15 protein-coding genes, 1 tRNA gene and 1 pseudogene are annotated in these 15,046 nt (G+C 42.8%); 14 read left to right on the top strand and 3 right to left on the bottom strand.

The features are described from left to right. The first annotated feature begins 6 nt into the window (after positions 1 to 6). From DIU38_RS19520 to DIU38_RS34915, 10 genes and pseudogenes are all read left to right on the top strand, one after another. Positions 7 to 80, top strand: a tRNA-Asn gene (locus tag DIU38_RS19520). Between the two features lie 365 nt (positions 81 to 445). Further along, the gene (locus tag DIU38_RS19515; RefSeq protein WP_112652184.1) at positions 446 to 1,432 is read left to right on the top strand and encodes an AAA family ATPase; all 987 of its coding nucleotides are present in this window, start codon (positions 446 to 448) and stop codon (positions 1,430 to 1,432) included. Continuing rightward, on the top strand, positions 1,425 to 2,642 hold the full coding sequence (locus DIU38_RS19510) for a S8/S53 family peptidase (protein ID WP_149354130.1): 1,218 nt from the start codon (positions 1,425 to 1,427) through the stop codon (positions 2,640 to 2,642). The genes DIU38_RS19515 and DIU38_RS19510 overlap by 8 nt, the downstream gene beginning before the upstream one ends. A gap of 5 nt (positions 2,643 to 2,647) precedes the next feature. Continuing rightward, a complete protein-coding gene (locus tag DIU38_RS19505) occupies positions 2,648 to 4,045 on the top strand; it encodes a S8 family serine peptidase (protein WP_149354129.1) in 1,398 nt (465 codons plus the stop codon). Between the two features lie 42 nt (positions 4,046 to 4,087). After that, entirely contained in the window at positions 4,088 to 5,119 is a 1,032-nt protein-coding gene (locus DIU38_RS19500) for a hypothetical protein (protein WP_112652182.1), read from the top strand. Between the two features lie 97 nt (positions 5,120 to 5,216). Next, a complete protein-coding gene (locus DIU38_RS19495; RefSeq protein WP_112652181.1) occupies positions 5,217 to 5,567 on the top strand; it encodes a helix-turn-helix domain-containing protein in 351 nt (116 codons plus the stop codon). 487 nt (positions 5,568 to 6,054) lie between these two features. Beyond that, complete coding sequence (locus DIU38_RS19490; protein WP_112652180.1) at positions 6,055 to 6,468, top strand: plasmid mobilization protein; 414 nt, start codon at positions 6,055 to 6,057, stop codon at positions 6,466 to 6,468. Then, positions 6,465 to 7,358, top strand: a complete 894-nt coding sequence (locus DIU38_RS19485) for a relaxase/mobilization nuclease domain-containing protein (RefSeq protein WP_112652179.1) — start codon at positions 6,465 to 6,467, stop codon at positions 7,356 to 7,358. The genes DIU38_RS19490 and DIU38_RS19485 overlap by 4 nt, the downstream gene beginning before the upstream one ends. 52 nt (positions 7,359 to 7,410) lie before the next feature. Next, positions 7,411 to 8,088, top strand: coding sequence for a hypothetical protein (locus tag DIU38_RS19480; protein WP_112652178.1), 678 nt, complete (start codon positions 7,411 to 7,413; stop codon positions 8,086 to 8,088). Between the two features lie 116 nt (positions 8,089 to 8,204). After that, positions 8,205 to 8,539 (top strand): annotated as a pseudogene (locus DIU38_RS34915) (DUF6934 family protein). Positions 8,540 to 8,668: 129 nt separating this feature from the next. Here DIU38_RS34915 and DIU38_RS19470 read toward each other — a convergent pair. Further along, on the bottom strand, positions 8,669 to 9,076 hold the full coding sequence (locus DIU38_RS19470) for a helix-turn-helix domain-containing protein (protein WP_112652177.1): 408 nt from the start codon (positions 9,074 to 9,076) through the stop codon (positions 8,669 to 8,671). A 518-nt stretch (positions 9,077 to 9,594) separates the two neighbouring features. On the opposite strand from DIU38_RS19470, the gene DIU38_RS19465 reads away from it, so the two are divergent. The 4 genes from DIU38_RS19465 to DIU38_RS19450 are packed head-to-tail and all read left to right on the top strand — an operon-like array spanning position 9,595 to position 12,329. Next, entirely contained in the window at positions 9,595 to 9,834 is a 240-nt protein-coding gene (locus DIU38_RS19465) for a hypothetical protein (protein WP_112652176.1), read from the top strand. 5 nt (positions 9,835 to 9,839) lie between these two features. After that, positions 9,840 to 10,712 carry a HEPN domain-containing protein gene (locus DIU38_RS19460; RefSeq protein WP_112652175.1) on the top strand — a complete coding sequence of 291 codons (873 nt, stop codon included), beginning with the start codon at positions 9,840 to 9,842 and terminating at the stop codon, positions 10,710 to 10,712. Positions 10,713 to 10,735: 23 nt separating this feature from the next. Further along, the gene (locus DIU38_RS19455) at positions 10,736 to 12,064 is read left to right on the top strand and encodes a hypothetical protein (RefSeq protein WP_112683120.1); all 1,329 of its coding nucleotides are present in this window, start codon (positions 10,736 to 10,738) and stop codon (positions 12,062 to 12,064) included. A 7-nt stretch (positions 12,065 to 12,071) separates the two neighbouring features. Continuing rightward, positions 12,072 to 12,329, top strand: coding sequence for a hypothetical protein (locus tag DIU38_RS19450; RefSeq protein ID WP_112652173.1), 258 nt, complete (start codon positions 12,072 to 12,074; stop codon positions 12,327 to 12,329). A 360-nt stretch (positions 12,330 to 12,689) separates the two neighbouring features. Here DIU38_RS19450 and istB read toward each other — a convergent pair whose 3' ends face one another. Further along, positions 12,690 to 13,436, bottom strand: a complete 747-nt coding sequence (gene istB / locus DIU38_RS19445) for an IS21-like element helper ATPase IstB (protein ID WP_112659074.1) — start codon at positions 13,434 to 13,436, stop codon at positions 12,690 to 12,692. 20 nt (positions 13,437 to 13,456) lie between these two features. Further along, positions 13,457 to 14,989 carry an IS21 family transposase gene (gene istA / locus DIU38_RS19440; protein WP_243770679.1) on the bottom strand — a complete coding sequence of 511 codons (1,533 nt, stop codon included), beginning with the start codon at positions 14,987 to 14,989 and terminating at the stop codon, positions 13,457 to 13,459. Positions 14,990 to 15,046: the final 57 nt, after the last annotated feature.

Raw genomic sequence — 15,046 nt, 5'->3', positions numbered from 1 at the left:
CAACACTCCTGAGTAGCTCAGCCGGTTAGAGCATCTGACTGTTAATCAGAGGGTCGCTGGTTCGAGCCCAGCCTCAGGAGCCTGAAAATCAATGATTTAACCCAACTCTGGCGAGTTGGGTTTTTTTATTCTCACACATTTCTCACACATTTTTTAACTTTTTTCATTTCGGTCAAAAAATAAGTGAGATACTATATAAAGCAATTTGGCATGATTCAAAGCGTAGATTAGAGGCGTTTTTAATTTTCTAAAAGATCTTCGTAATAAGCCAAGCAAGTGGTGCAGGTATTTATTAAGTCATCACACAGACACCTAAGGTTAATTTGTTAATAACATTTTACTAAGGAATTCGTTAAAATAATGTTACTTTATTGGGTGAATATTTTAACATTTGCAGATTATTTACGAAATTGGCTAAAGCCTAACACTTATAATCAAACCCTTAATGGCAAGAGCTGATCTATTATTGAAACTGGTTAAAGCTGGAAGTGTTGGAGATAAAAACCTCTTTACCAAAGTCGTGGAATCTCTAATTGCAGAAGAGCGGAACAAGCAGCACCATATCGTTGCAGATCAGTTGGCAGATATTCTCAAAAATCAGCAATTTTCAAAAGATCAAAGCTCTAAAGTTGTCCCCAAAACATTACTCGATGAAAAGCTGGAGAGTTTTCTTTTTAGGATTTATCCCAGTAAATCTCTTGATGATATTGTATTAAAAAGGGAAAACCGGGGAATTATTGACGAAATGGTTCAGGAGCATCATAGAAGCGACCTGCTTCGGTCATATAATTTAGAACCAAGAAACCGTGTTTTATTGGCAGGCGCTCCGGGGAATGGTAAAACTTCATTAGCTGAAGGTATTGCGCAATCGCTGATGGTGCCGTTTTATGTCATCAGATATGACGGTATAATTGGCAGTTATTTAGGGGAAACAGCATCAAGGCTAAAGGCCATGTTTGATTTTATCAGGACACAGGAATGTGTGCTGTTTTTTGATGAATTTGATGCGATAGGTAAAGAAAGAGGCGATACGCACGAAACAGGAGAGATTAAACGTGTGGTGAGCTCATTACTATTGCAAATAGATCGCTTACCAAGTTATGTGGTAGTTGTCGCCGCAACTAACCATCCTGAGTTATTGGATAGGGCAGTTTGGCGGCGTTTCCAAATCCGAATGGAACTTGAAAAGCCGGACCGGTTAATGATTGAAAACTGGCTTAAAAAATTTGAATCTCGTGTAAAATATAGCTTACAGCATTCGCATAAAACTATATCGGGAAAATTGGAGGGTTTAAGTTTCTCTGAAATAGAGGAATTTGTATTGGATATTCAACGGAAATATATATTGTCGCTTCCAGAAGTTGACGTTAAAAAAATAGTTGATGAATCCCTAAACCAAATATCCAATAAGTACCAACTGCGAAATGGCTAAAAAACCGCTCCTTATCTTTCCACGGGCATCATCCGGTTCCCGTGACACTTTACAACCTTTTACCGGTAATATCAAATACCCTGAAAAAGAAACCCAAGTTCAAAAATTTGAAAATCGAATTTCGGAATTAGACCGGGTACTTGAAAATCAAACCGCATACTTAGGGGCCAACCCGGCTAACCTGATTGCAGAAATGATTTTGGTATTGGAAGTCGCTGGTGACCTAAAGGATTTTTTTAAAGCAGTGGCTGCTACTCCGGGCATGGAATTTTTGGGTGAATTACAGTCAGAAATTGACCCGGATGAAAATTTTTATACCGTAAATGGGGATGGTGAACGTGTAGATAAACGTTTTGGTGCAAGGTTATTTCTTACCATGACTAATCAAGCCGCGCTTAGGGAACTGCGAGCTTATTGGGAGAAATACAAGTTAAATAGGGATGAGCAAAATTTTGTTCATGGAACAAGTAAATTTAGAATCTTGTTTGATCGGCTAAAAGATTTGCGACCATATAGTATTGCTGATCGAATTTACGATACGGGGCTTGAAAATTATTTATATGAAATGCGCCTGCTTGAGGTTGACCCGGTAAAATTTGAAATCGAGTTAGCTTTTAAAAATGATGCAGCAAAAGATGAGCGGGCTTATGATGAAGTGAACAGCCTGCTACAGCAAAACAATGGAAGAATTATTGAAAACTCCCGGGTTATAATACCGGAAATAGCTTACCATGCTTTTATTGCCGAGGCACCTATCGGCAGTTTCGACGATCTAACTGAAAATACGAACATTACCTTTCTAAAATCACAGCAAATTTTGTTTTTTCGTCCGGTAGGTCAATCCATTTTTGATCTGTCCGAAGAAACTCAACTTTTCAATTATAACGAAGAAGTGGCTGGAATTCAGCCCGGATTAACTCCGATTGTAGCTTTGCTGGATGGCCTGCCGCTTGAAAACCATGCACTATTGGTTGGAAAGATAAACGTTGACGATCCCGATGATTTTGCACATAATTATTTAGCACAAAACCGGGTTCATGGAACTGCTATGGCCTCACTGATTATAAATGGCGATTTAAGCGAAGATTCAGCTCCTTTAAGTCGGCCTATTTATGTAAGGCCCATCTTAAAGCCAATTGCAAATAACCAGTCCGGGGGGAATTTCTGCCAGATGATAAATTACCTATTGATCTTATACACCGGGCAGTAAAGCGGATGTTTGAGGGTGAAGACGGTAACCCACCGACAGCGCCGCAAATAAAACTGATTAATTTCTCTATTGGTGACCCTTTTCGCCCCTTTCATCACAATATCAGTACTTGGGCAAAATTAATTGACTGGCTGTCTTATAGGTACAACGTGTTATTTATAATAAGTGCAGGTAATAAGGTTGATGATATTGTATTGGATATTCCGGAGGCCGATTTTGATCAAACAAGTGCGGCGGATGTGCAAATAGCCACGCTGAGAAAAATGATCGAAGGCAACTTTGACCGTAAAATTTTAACTCCGGCAGAGTCGATTAATTCCATAACTGTCGGCTCTTCGCATCATGATAGTCATGGGCCGTTTAATTTCCCGCAACGAAAAAATCTGATTACAAGCCCCTTTCTGTTAAGTCCGATTAGTAGAATTGGATTTGGCTATAACAACTCCATAAAGCCGGAAATATTAATGGCTGGGGGCAGACACTTGTATAGAAAACATATTCGACAGACAGATCCTGAAAAAACACATTTGAAAATTGAAACAGGAGAATCTATCGTGCACCCGCCCGGGAATTTAGCAGCGATGCCCGGCGCGCCGGGTGATATGCAGAAAGTTGGGTATTTAACAGGAACCAGCAATGCTGCAGCATTAACCTCAAATCTTGGTGCAAAGCTTTATGAAATGTTGCTGGAGCTAAATGAAGAACTCCCCAACGATCAGAAAATACCCGAAAGATATTTTACTGTCATTCTTAAAGCATTGCTTGTACACGGATCGAGCTGGGGGGAAGCACAAGAAATAATCACACAGATCATTCGCACCTTGCCTGGAATTTCGCCGCAAACCGTCAAGAGAAATATATATCCCTATTTAGGTTATGGCACCGTTGACAGCGAAAAGATATTGTATTGCACCGACCACCGTGTCACATTAATTGGTTTTGGCGAGTTAACTACCCGTACTGGTCAGGATGCCCACACCTATTCTTTTCCGTTACCCCCTTCTTTGGGAACGGTGAATATTGACAAGAGGTTAGCTATTTCATTGGCCTGGATAAGCCCATTGAATTTTAAAACTGCACAATACAGGAAAGCCCATTTATTTTTTGATAACCTGGAAAATAATGGGCATCTGGCACTTTCAAGAAATAGCCATGATTTTAAGTTGGGTCGCAAGGGCACCGTTCAACACGATGTACTGACGGGGGAATATGCGGATGTATTTCAGGACGGTGATACGATCAATATAAAAGTAAGTTGCAGAGAAGACGCTTCTGGGCTGTCAAGGCAGGAATCAATCAAATACGCCTTAACGGTTACGCTCGAAATCAGGGAAAATGTACATACCATGATCTATGAGGAAATACGATTAAGGCTTCAACAACGTATTCGTGAGAGAATATAATTGATGTGACTGAAGTAAAAGGCTAATTTTAGTTATCAAATTATGCAGCATCTAAAAGAATTTCTAACCCGCATACAAACTTTTAATCTTAGAGTAATCAAGCAGGAGGTTGTTGACGCAAGTGATTTTAATAAAATCAAAAGACAGCAAGGGAATGCTTACGATATTACCCGTGAAACGAATTATTATGATTCTTTCTCTTATAAAAGCGAATTAAGGGTACTCAAAGACATGGCGCTAATCGACCTGTTGACATTGGAAGAGGGTCTAATGAGCTTGCAACTGGAACAATTACAGAAGGTTTTGGAGCGTATTAAACTCCTTTGGAAGAATTGGCACAGCCATCATAGTGAATGGCTGCAAGATTACAAAGACGACTATATTTTTTCCATTGACCTTGACAAATTGTTTATTGTCCACAATCTTCAAAGCAGTAGCTCTGACATTGGAATAACCGGCGCGTTTGTCGAAGACCTGGCTGATTCGATCAAGCTCCGTGAAAAGTTTTTAAGAGAACTGATCCGTGATATCGAATTACGATTGAATCCTCCTAAGCCTAAAATAACCTATGAAGAGTTTCGCAAGGCCAATGGCTTTCCTGTAGAGGGAAATGAAAATGACCGCCTTTCTGATGAAGATCAGACAAACGCAGAACCAAATAAAAGTGCCATACGTTATCCAACTTTTGCTGCCGGCATGTCAAGCCAATTTTATGAGGTACTTAAAGACTACTTTGTTACAGAAGATCATGTCAAGTTAAAAAAACTGTTACTTAACGATCAAACGTCAGAATCTCCCCTTATATTCCGTGGCAATGGTAATCAGCTGGCAGATGCCTTTAAACAACTTTATGATGCCAATTTAATCGTAGGATGCCAGCAAGCCGACCTCGAAAAATGGTTAGCCCCCAAATTCCTATATTTGTCCCCAAAGGGTAAAACCAGTGAATTTACAGAGGGCTATTTGAATGACCTGATCTCGACCAACATGCGGCCTTGCAAATCTCCAATTCTAAAAATCGAGCAGAAAGAAGATAAATTTCTCATCCTACCGGTTCCCCGGAACAAAAAATAACAAAAAAACGAGGGGGAGCAGTGGGGTTATCAGTAACCCCTTGTAACCCTGCAAAACAACTCCCTACAATTGCAGCATTAAACAAAATTAATGCGCAATGAAAGATACACTCACCTTTGACCAGTTACCCGAGGCGGTAACTAAGATGCAAGAAAAGCTGGACAACATAGAACAGCTTTTACTTCAGCGACAAGAACAGTCGCCGGAGCAGGAAGAGCTTATGCCCATAACACAGGCAGCAGCATTTTTAGACTTGGCCATCCCGACCGTTTATAGCAAAGTATGCCGCAAAGAAATCCCAGTGAATAAGCGAGGAAAGCGCCTGTATTTCTATCGTTCAGAATTAACGGAATGGATCAAGTCAGGCCGCAAAAAAACAGCAGAAGAAATCAGGGAAGAGGCGGTACAGCATCTGGCAATCAGCAATAAAAAAACCAAAGTATTTTAAGGCCGATGGAGCGCATTAAAACCGCCTGGTCATCAATGGCTATGCCATTGAATTGACGGCATCACAAACGATAAAAAGCCCATCAAAAAGCCAACGTCTTTTGGACCGCACCGATACACCCGCCCTGATGGGGCGGCGTACCGTCGAGGCACCAACGGTGTCATTGGCAAAAAACAATCGGTCAATCAGAAGTGGGAGTACAAATAGACCGGCGACAAGTCGCCGGAGAAAACGAGCGGCACCTTTCGTGCCACCGTTTTAACAGCCGGATAATCGCAACAGCGATTATCGAAGAACACCGAAAGCAGCAGGCCGCTTTTGGTGGGGCAGCACCTTTGGGTGCTGCATCAACAGCCGGGCAGCGGAACAGGCCTTTGGCCTGTAAGCGGAGCCAGCTATGTTTCGGCCATGCCGAAACTTGCTGGCCCCCGCTCATGCTATCGCATTCGGGGGATTTTTTTAAGGATTTTTTAACGAATTAAAGATTATGGAAAGTACGGTTAAAAAGATAACAAACACCAAAGGCCCGGCCGTTACGGGCCGGGTTAATAAAGGCGGCAGGCCGAAAGTGCCGCATAAACGGCGCACCGCCGTGAGCGTAATGTGTACGCTCATCGAGAAAAGAATTATTGAAGCAAACGCTAAACGGGGGGGCATGAACCCATCGGTCTTCCTGCGGAACCTGGGCTTGAATACGCGGATAGAAGTCAGGGTCAAAACCCTGCCCAAGCCCGTTTTAGAAATGCGCGGTAGGCTCAATCACATTGCCGCCAACCTCAATCAAATTGCCAGGAGGCGCAACCGGGGCGACGACCTGAGCACATTGGAAAGAGCTATGCTCGACCAGGACGTACGAAGCTTGCGGGCATTGGTGAAGAACATTAACGCTTATGTATCATGATCGGAAAAGTAGGTACAGGTAAAAGTTTCCGGGGCGTATTGCATTACCTCTTTGAGGGCAGGCGGCAAGAAAGCAAAGAACTACAAATGCAGGAACTTGAAAAGAAGCAGGTCGAGGTCATCGCCTATAACCAATGCTTTGGCACCCGGCTTGAACTGGTGCGGGAAATGATCGAAGTAGCCAAGTTAAACCCTGACCAATCAAAGCCGGTGTTTCACTTTTCATTAAGCTTCGCCCACAGCGATGCCGGGAAGTTAGGCTTACAGGATAAAATCGACATGGTGGAAATGCTGGCAGAAAAATTTGATTTTAAAGATCACCAGTATGTGGTGGTGGCGCACAAAGATACCGATCATGAGCATCTGCATATCGTCGCTAACCGCATCGGCTTTGACGGCAAGACAGCCAGTGACAGCAACAGCTATAAGCATTTTGCCGAGTTCGCCCGGAAGATGGAACTGGAATACAAATTAGAGCAGGTGTTAAGTCCGAACAAGTTTTTAAAGCCGGAGCAAAGGGTTGCACAAAGCCAGCGTGTTGACAACCGTAAGGAAACCCTGAGGAAGCATCTGCAAACAGCGATCAAACAAAGTAAAGATGTGCAGCAGGTCAAAAAGTACATGGAGCAGCGCGGCTACGAAGTAGAATTAGGCCGGGGTATCGCTTTTACGGATGCACAGCATGTACGCTTTAAAGGCAGCCAGGTCGGCTACGCGCTGATGGATATTGAGAAGAAACTGAAGCAGGAACAGCTTTTACGACAGCAACAGGAGCAAAACAGGCAGGTGCAGCTACTAAGACAACAGCAGGAGGAATTAAAGAAACAGCAACAGCAGGAAAAGGAACAGCAACAACAAGTACATCAGCATACCCCAAGTATAGGCCGGTAAACTATGCTTAATCTACAATGAACAGAATTATGAACCATTTAATGATGACATCATGAAACCAAATGAAGAAACCCCAATTGATGAGATCACCTTAACATCCGTGTTGAACGAGCATGCCACAGACTTAAAGGAGATCAAAAATTTTATAAAAGAGCAACAACAGCAGATCGATCAAAAGAATGCGCTTATTGCAGCAATGGATAATCATACGCAAAAGCTGATCAGCAGCTTTGAACAGAAATATCAGAAGATCGAGGTCACCGTACCCCCACCAAGTACTTTAGCCATTTCCAAAATTGCCAGTGACGGTTTGACCGCCACAAGAACAGCCGTCTTACAGGTATTGCATGAGCTGTTTTCCAAAAACAGAATTTTGGTATTACCGGAGGATGCCGGGAAAGGCTTTTTAAAGACGATGGCTAAGCGTAGTATGTACTTAACTGCTTTAGCGATCATCATTGGCTTGGTTAGTTGGTTCGGCTTTCACAATTTGTATAAGGACAGCCAGAACAGCCGCTACCGTAAAGCCTGGTACTGGAACTATTTGATTGCAGACAGCGCTAAAAGGCAGAAATTACAAAGCCAACTGGACAGTCTGAATATATCAGCGATCAATCAATACCGAACTGACAGTATAGAACGTTACCTCGAAATACAGACAACGGAATTGAGGATTAAGCAGTTGGAAAGGGAGGCAGACAGCTTGAAAGCGCTGAGGCGGAAACCCTGAAATGATAAGCCTGAAAGATTAAAAGGAAATGAAAAGGAAGTAAAAAGCATACTAAATAGTTTATCAGCGACACGACTAATACAAATTGCTATTTTTGAAAACTGGTTATTTCCTGAATGGAATACCATGATTTAGAACGCTATCCATATATTAACAGTAATGACTTTCAAGACTATGAATTTTATAGTGACGGGCCCAAAGGATGGATTAAAAAAATTGTCATGTTTACAAAAATTCCCAATTCGGCACCGCCAATTTATAATTTAGGGTTTGGCGATCAAGACCCAAGGCTACCGTGGCAAACACTATTGTCGAGTTTTGTAACCGCTATAGTAACCATTATATTTATGTAAAGGGCAGTACAACTGCACGTACCAGAGTATATCAAATGGGGATAGCGGTGTGTGGGAGGAAATTAGTAAGGATTTTGATGTGTATGATTAAAAGATGATGCTTGGCATGTGTTTAAGCCCAGCACTATCAATTATGAGGCGTTTTGGTAAACAGAAGTAATTAGAAAGACCTTAGACTTTATTTAAAAAAGTGCTTTTTGAGAAATAAAAGTTGAACTGGGAGATGATTATTTCCCCTTTAAGATTTCGTTCTTTTCCTTTTCAGCTTGTAACAAACGCTCGTAAAGCTTCTTATTTTCTTCAAAGAGTTCAACCAATTTTTCTATTGGATTGAAATTAAATTGATGACCCACATTAGCACCTTGATTATGCGAGCCTTCATAATTATTCTGAATATTGTAGATCACCGCTTCATCGCTGTAATTTTTTATAGCTTCGGCTGAAACCCCTAGTACCCCGGCCACTTTAGCTAAAACATCATCCTCGATAGTTTCGCTTTGCTCCATGCGGGACACAGTTTGCTGGCTCACACCCAATTCAGAGGCGAGGGTTTCCTGTTTAATACCCCGCAGTTCACGGATGCGGCTTATTTTTCTTCCGATATGGGTATTGGTTGGTTTGGTAGATGTTTCCATAGTTTCAAATATACAAAGTTTTCTTTTTGATAATAATAGGGGCACTGTATATATCGGCACCCAATAGAATACCATGCGTTTCGGCAGACGGCTTCATTGCACCACGCACCACGTGCCGGGTTCCATTCCGCCGTCCGCCTCTCCGCCGCACCGCAAAACTGAAATTCGTTCCTCATAACAGATTTGCGCCCGGCCACCGCCCTTTGACGGGACACATTCCATATTCACCTGTACAGCGAAGATAGCCCACGCCGGGATAAAAAGTAAAGGCTATAAGGAGCAGGCAGCAGTGTTGTTTTTTAGCGGCTTGCCTGGCCTTGACTTTTTACCCGGCTACGCGCTGTTGGTTGCTTAACAGTTGAGTATGGCCTGCGTGTTCATAACCTCTTTCGACTCAACTGAACGCGGCCGAGCATTGGCGGTAAACAACACGGTCGTATAAGTAAAATACACGCGCTATGGGTTCGGTACCGCTTTACACGTGCCGAAATTTGAATATAACGTAAAGCAAATTCACCATGAAAGTCATTATTAATAATATCAATATCTACTTTAACACCGGGTATAAAAGCACTATTAATATAGGTACAGAAAGAACAACTGTACCGGATTTACAGGATTTCTCCCCTCATATCGTCGTAAACGATGGCGTTGTAACCGATGATAGCGCATTTCTTGAACGCCTAAAGGAACGCCTTACCCAAAGTGAACAAGAAGTAAAAGAATTTCTGGAAAAGCATAGCGCAAAAAACCAATAAATGCTATGGAAAGAAAGCATGTCAATCTCTCTCCTTTGCAGTGGAGGGAACTGCAAGGGCTCATTATCCCATTGGTAAGCCAATATAAAACAGAATATATCATTTGCTTTGGCTGCCTGAATGATACTAAGGCGACAACGAGCTGTTTTATTGAAGACGTAAAGCAAAGTAATACGCATTACTTTTTGCTCATGATTACGACAGCGGTCACCCGTATAGAGCACGAAGTACAGGACTATGTAAACAGCCATTTTGATAAGGCAGGTATTACCATCATCGTGCATGGCCTCGAAACGATAACCAATGCGATAAGCCAGGGCAGCCGTTTTTTTACCGCTGCTTGCCGTGACGGGATGCAATTATATACCGCCAGTGGCCTGCGCCTAAATATTGACTATCCGAATTTGAACCCTGCCACCACGCTGGCAAAAGCGGAAAAGCATTATTATCACCGGTATTGTATGGCTTTAGGCTTCATGGAAGCGGCAGGTGAATGTTTTGAAAAGGAATATTACAACAATACCATTTTTATGCTGCATCAGGCCGTGGAACAGGCTTGTATCGCCATGATCCGGGTATTTATGGCTTATCGGTCAGATATACACAATCTTTCCCGCCTGCTGAATCTATGTCATTGTTTTTCAGACGAACCCGCCGCCTTATTTCCACGCAAGACTACGGAAGACCAGCGTTTGTTCCAACTGTTACTTAAAAGCTACACAGATGCCCGATACCGGGATGAATACAAAGTGACCAGCCAGGATGCGGGTATGCTTTGTACACAGGTAAGGGCACTTATCGAACTGACCGAGAAACTTTGCATTGACAGGATAAATGACTTACGGACGGCGGTTATTGATGTTTCTAAACAGGATTGAACTTTAAACTTAAATATCAAATCATGCCAGCTAAAAAAACAAGATTGGGTACGATCTTATCTCCCGGCACTTTCTTTTATACTATTCCATTTGAACGAGGCAGCCAGCGTTTAACAAGGGAGATATTGGATAAATACTATCCTGTACCAAAGGGGAGAAAAGCTTTTATGGGGAATCACTATGAATTTAAAAGCTATGTAAATGGTATGGTATCAGTCAAACTAAATCTAAACGATGGTTCCGAAAATATGCTTTACCTGCATACCGGGTTAAACGAATTGCATATAGCCTGTACCTGCGGAATGCCGGATGAAAAGCTTTGTTATCATGCTTATATGGGGTTAAACAGAATCATGTGGCGGGATTACTTGGATTTTCAGATGTATTACTGGCCGGGATATGAATCCGATGAAAGCATCAGGAAAAAGTTTCTCAAAGTAGACGTTAGCAAGGAGCGGATATTTGTTGAGCCGAAATTAAGGTATGGCAATATATTCCGGCCCGACATCGGGTTTACTGATAATAAACATCTGACCATACAGGAAAAGCCAGTTTCGCCTGAAAAGGAGCTTATGGGTAACAGGCCCGTTATAGCATATTGTTTAGCTTACAGTTTTGGCGGTTATTTCGGTGCTCATTTACCTACTTTGATACCATGTTTAGGACTAACCAGTAAGGACGACAAGTTTGTGGTAAGCTTTCAGCAGTTTAGCAGAAAGGATAAGCCGGTAAACCAAATCGTTTATACTTCCAACCAGCAGCAACTTAATGAAATCAGTTTTAATCAATATGCCATTGCTAAAAGACATGACGATCTTCCTAATGAGGAAAAAAGAACTGGATTGCCGAATGCAAAGCAAGCTATGTTTGCATTATGGCAGCAGGCCATTCCTTTGCTGTTGAACGAAAAATACAATTATCGCTATTATACCTACTGGCTTAAATATCTAAAGGATAAACCACGTAAAGCAGACATGCGGGATTGTAAATACAGTTTGGAAAGCCCTGTTTTAAGTTTCCTCTTAAAATTCCACGAGGATCATTTTTCATTTGTTGCGGTAGTTTCAGTAAACGGTAGCCCCCTGCAATTTGACTATAAGCCGCATTTTTTTGTATTTGACAACAAAACCGGGCTTTGTTACCTTATGCCATCGGTTCAGGACGATGATTTGCTGATGTGGGTATTATCCAATAACAAAAGGTTAACAGTGCTTAAAACGCATTTTAAAGAGTTTCATGACACCTTTCTTGTTAAGGTTAGTTCATTTTACCCGGTACTATTTGTCGATCCTAAATCTCAAAAGGCTGTCACTTACAATTTTGAAACGATTTCCAATGAAATAGTTAAATGAAGTATCTATGGAAAACGATGATATCGAATTTAAAGAATTATCACCGGGAGAGATTAAGGAAATGCTTTTGGGAATAAGGTACATTTTTATCAATTACCCACCCGAGAAGCTTAAAGAAATAATATGGCAATTGTATCGGGGATGGGTTTACAATTCCGCCGAGTGGGTACAGCAGGACGATATAAAAGATATGCTGTTGTTTTATGATTTTATAACTCATCTAATTGATGATCTATTTGAATATTCCCAATATTTAAATCGCTAGGAATAAAACGGCTATACAAACCCACTTTCTTTTTGGACATCCTTCATTCACCGGTACAGCGATAGCCACCGCCTGATAAAAAGTAAAGCTATATAAGCGGACAATTGTGTTTTGTATTTTAGTGGCTTGCCTTGACTTTTTACCCGGCTCGCGCTGTTGTTTGCTTAGGTGGCAAATAAGGAACGGCGGGGTCAGTTGGCTGACTTTTAAGGGTAAAAATCGTGATTTTAGGTGTTGTATATTATGGAGATAGTGACCACCCTGTTTCGGGCCAAATTGACCCAGGGGTTAGCTGACTTTTGGGTTGCAGCAAATGCTATAAAAGCACGTACAAAAATAGTTATTTAAAAGGTAATTTCATTAGTGGCTGTTTTCCGGTTCTACGTTACGTTTTCTTCTCATAGATTCCCCCTTTAGCTCGATACGGTGTGCATCATGAACGATCCGGTCCAGGATAGCATCAGCAATCGTTTTTTCACCGATCACCTCAAACCATTTACTGACCGGCAGCTGCGAAGTAATGATCAGCGAGGTCTTTCCGTGCCTGTCTTCAATGATCTCCATTAGTGCCGCCCTGCTTTGTGCATCAAATGGCTGGATACCAAAGTCGTCGAGTATGAGCAGTTGCTGGCGTTCGATCTTAGCCAGCTCTTTCATATAGGAGCCGTCGGCCTTGGCCATCTTGAGCTTGGCAAATAGTTTGGGCGTACTGGTGTACAATACCCGGTAGCCCAATACACAGGCCTGGTAGCCCACAGCAGAAGCAATATAGCTTTTACCGATACCTGTACTCCCGGTGATCAGCAGGTTCTCGAAGCGGTCAACAAACGTACAATCCGCCAGGCGCATGATCTGGTTGCGGTCAATACTTCGGTCAGCATGATAGTGAACATCTTCAATTGAAGCTTTATAGCGGAACCGGGCATATAGGATGGTGCGTTCAATACGCCTGTTCTGCCGGTCGTCCCATTCTGCATCTACCAGGTGGGCCAGCAGTTCATCTGCCGTGTAATCGTTTGTTTTACCGGTTTCCATGCTGCTTTTAAAGGCATGGAACATGCCGAAGAACTTCATCTTCCGCAGTTTGTCTAAGGTGCTTGTGTTCATGTTATTGTTGTTTTAAATGGTTATTTGTAATAGTCTTTTCCCCGGATATTACCATGATCAGGCATGGGCAGCTCATCGGCAAATATGCTTTCCTCATAGTTGTCCATCTTGTTTTCCAATATGGTTTGTATCGTTTTATAGCTATAAAGGCCATAACTGAGCCCTCGCTGACAGGCCATTATTAACCGGTCGTTCCCTGCTTTTTTTGCAAAGCCAAGTACTCCCAGGCAGGACTTGTAAGCCTGTTCGGGGTGTTGTTTACGCTCCAGTATCTGAAGGATATATAACCTGACATCCTCGTGGATGGAGGCCGCCCAATTGAGGAACATATCTGGCGTCCAGTCGCTTTTGAAGCGGTGGGCACTGGCCATGTGTTCTTTGTCGGTCGTATAACCATAGGGGTTCTTTTCGCGCGGGTGCAAAGCGATACGCTCATAATTGGAGTAGATCTCTACAATGGTACGGGAATATAACAGCTTAACCCGCTTGCCAATAAAGCGGTAAGGCACACTGTAATAGTGCTTATCAGGGCCGAGATTGACATGGCCGTTTTTGATCACCCTGGCATAGAAGTGCTTTTTGAACTGGTAACGCAATACCGGCAGCGGTGCCAGGGTCTGGCGCTCGATCTCTTCAAACTGTAGTTTCCTGCTGTAATTGCGCCCCTTGAGCAACTGGCTGTTATGGACTTCCAGAGCTTGCCGGATCGCCGTATTGAGTTCTGATAAAGAATGATAGATATGCTTGTTTAAAGGGGCGTATACCTTGGTATAAATGATCTTAACGGCGCCTTCTACTAATGCCTTGTCACGCGGGCGGTACGCCCGCGCTGGTAGAATGGTAGTCCCATAATGGTCGGCGAAGTCCTCAAACGTTTCGTTAAGGGTTGGTTCATAGCGGCTGCTTTTGGTTACAGCCGCTTTCAGGTTATCCGGTACAATGGCGGCAGGAACGCCGCCGATAAAGTGCAAAGTATTCTCGCAGGCCGCTATAAAGTCTTCCTTTTGCTGGCTCATAACAGCCTCTACGTAGGTGAGCTGGCTGGCACCAAGGATTGCTACAAAGACTTCTACTTCAATGACTTCACCGGTTTCCTTGTCCGTATAGTTCATCTTTTCACCCGCAAAATCGACGTATAGCTTGTCCCCGGCCTTGTGATCCATGTGCATGGTCGGGTTGACCCTGGTCTTCCATTGGTTGTAATACGTGCAAAACTGGGTATACTTATAGCCGTCGGGAAACTCTTTGATATAAGCTTCCCACAGGAGCTGCCGGTTCATCCCGGTCTTTTTGAGCTCTTTATCAACGTGTGGAAAGCAGCGCAGCATGGATTGCATACGGCTGCTTGGCTGGTTGTTTTCTCTGGTCTTGCCGAAAAGGTCTTCCAGTTCCTTATCATTCAGGTTATTAACTTCTTCAAAGGTAAAGCCGCTCTTCTTAAGGACCGCCAGGTACTTTCTTACGGTATTCCGGGATGATTCAATCTGGGCAGCTATAAATCGCGTGCTGCGACCCTGGCTGTTCATCCTTAAAATCTTTCTAATCTTACTCATGCTGATTGTCAAATTGGCCATCTTAGAACGGGTCTTTTGCCCTCAAAAGATGGTTGC

The sequence above is a fragment of the Mucilaginibacter metallidurans genome (assembly GCF_003286435.2).
GTDB classification, from domain to species: Bacteria; Bacteroidota; Bacteroidia; order Sphingobacteriales; family Sphingobacteriaceae; genus Mucilaginibacter; species Mucilaginibacter gossypii.
The sequence above is the reverse complement of the archived record's forward strand: the minus strand, read 5'-3'. Positions and strand labels throughout refer to the sequence as shown.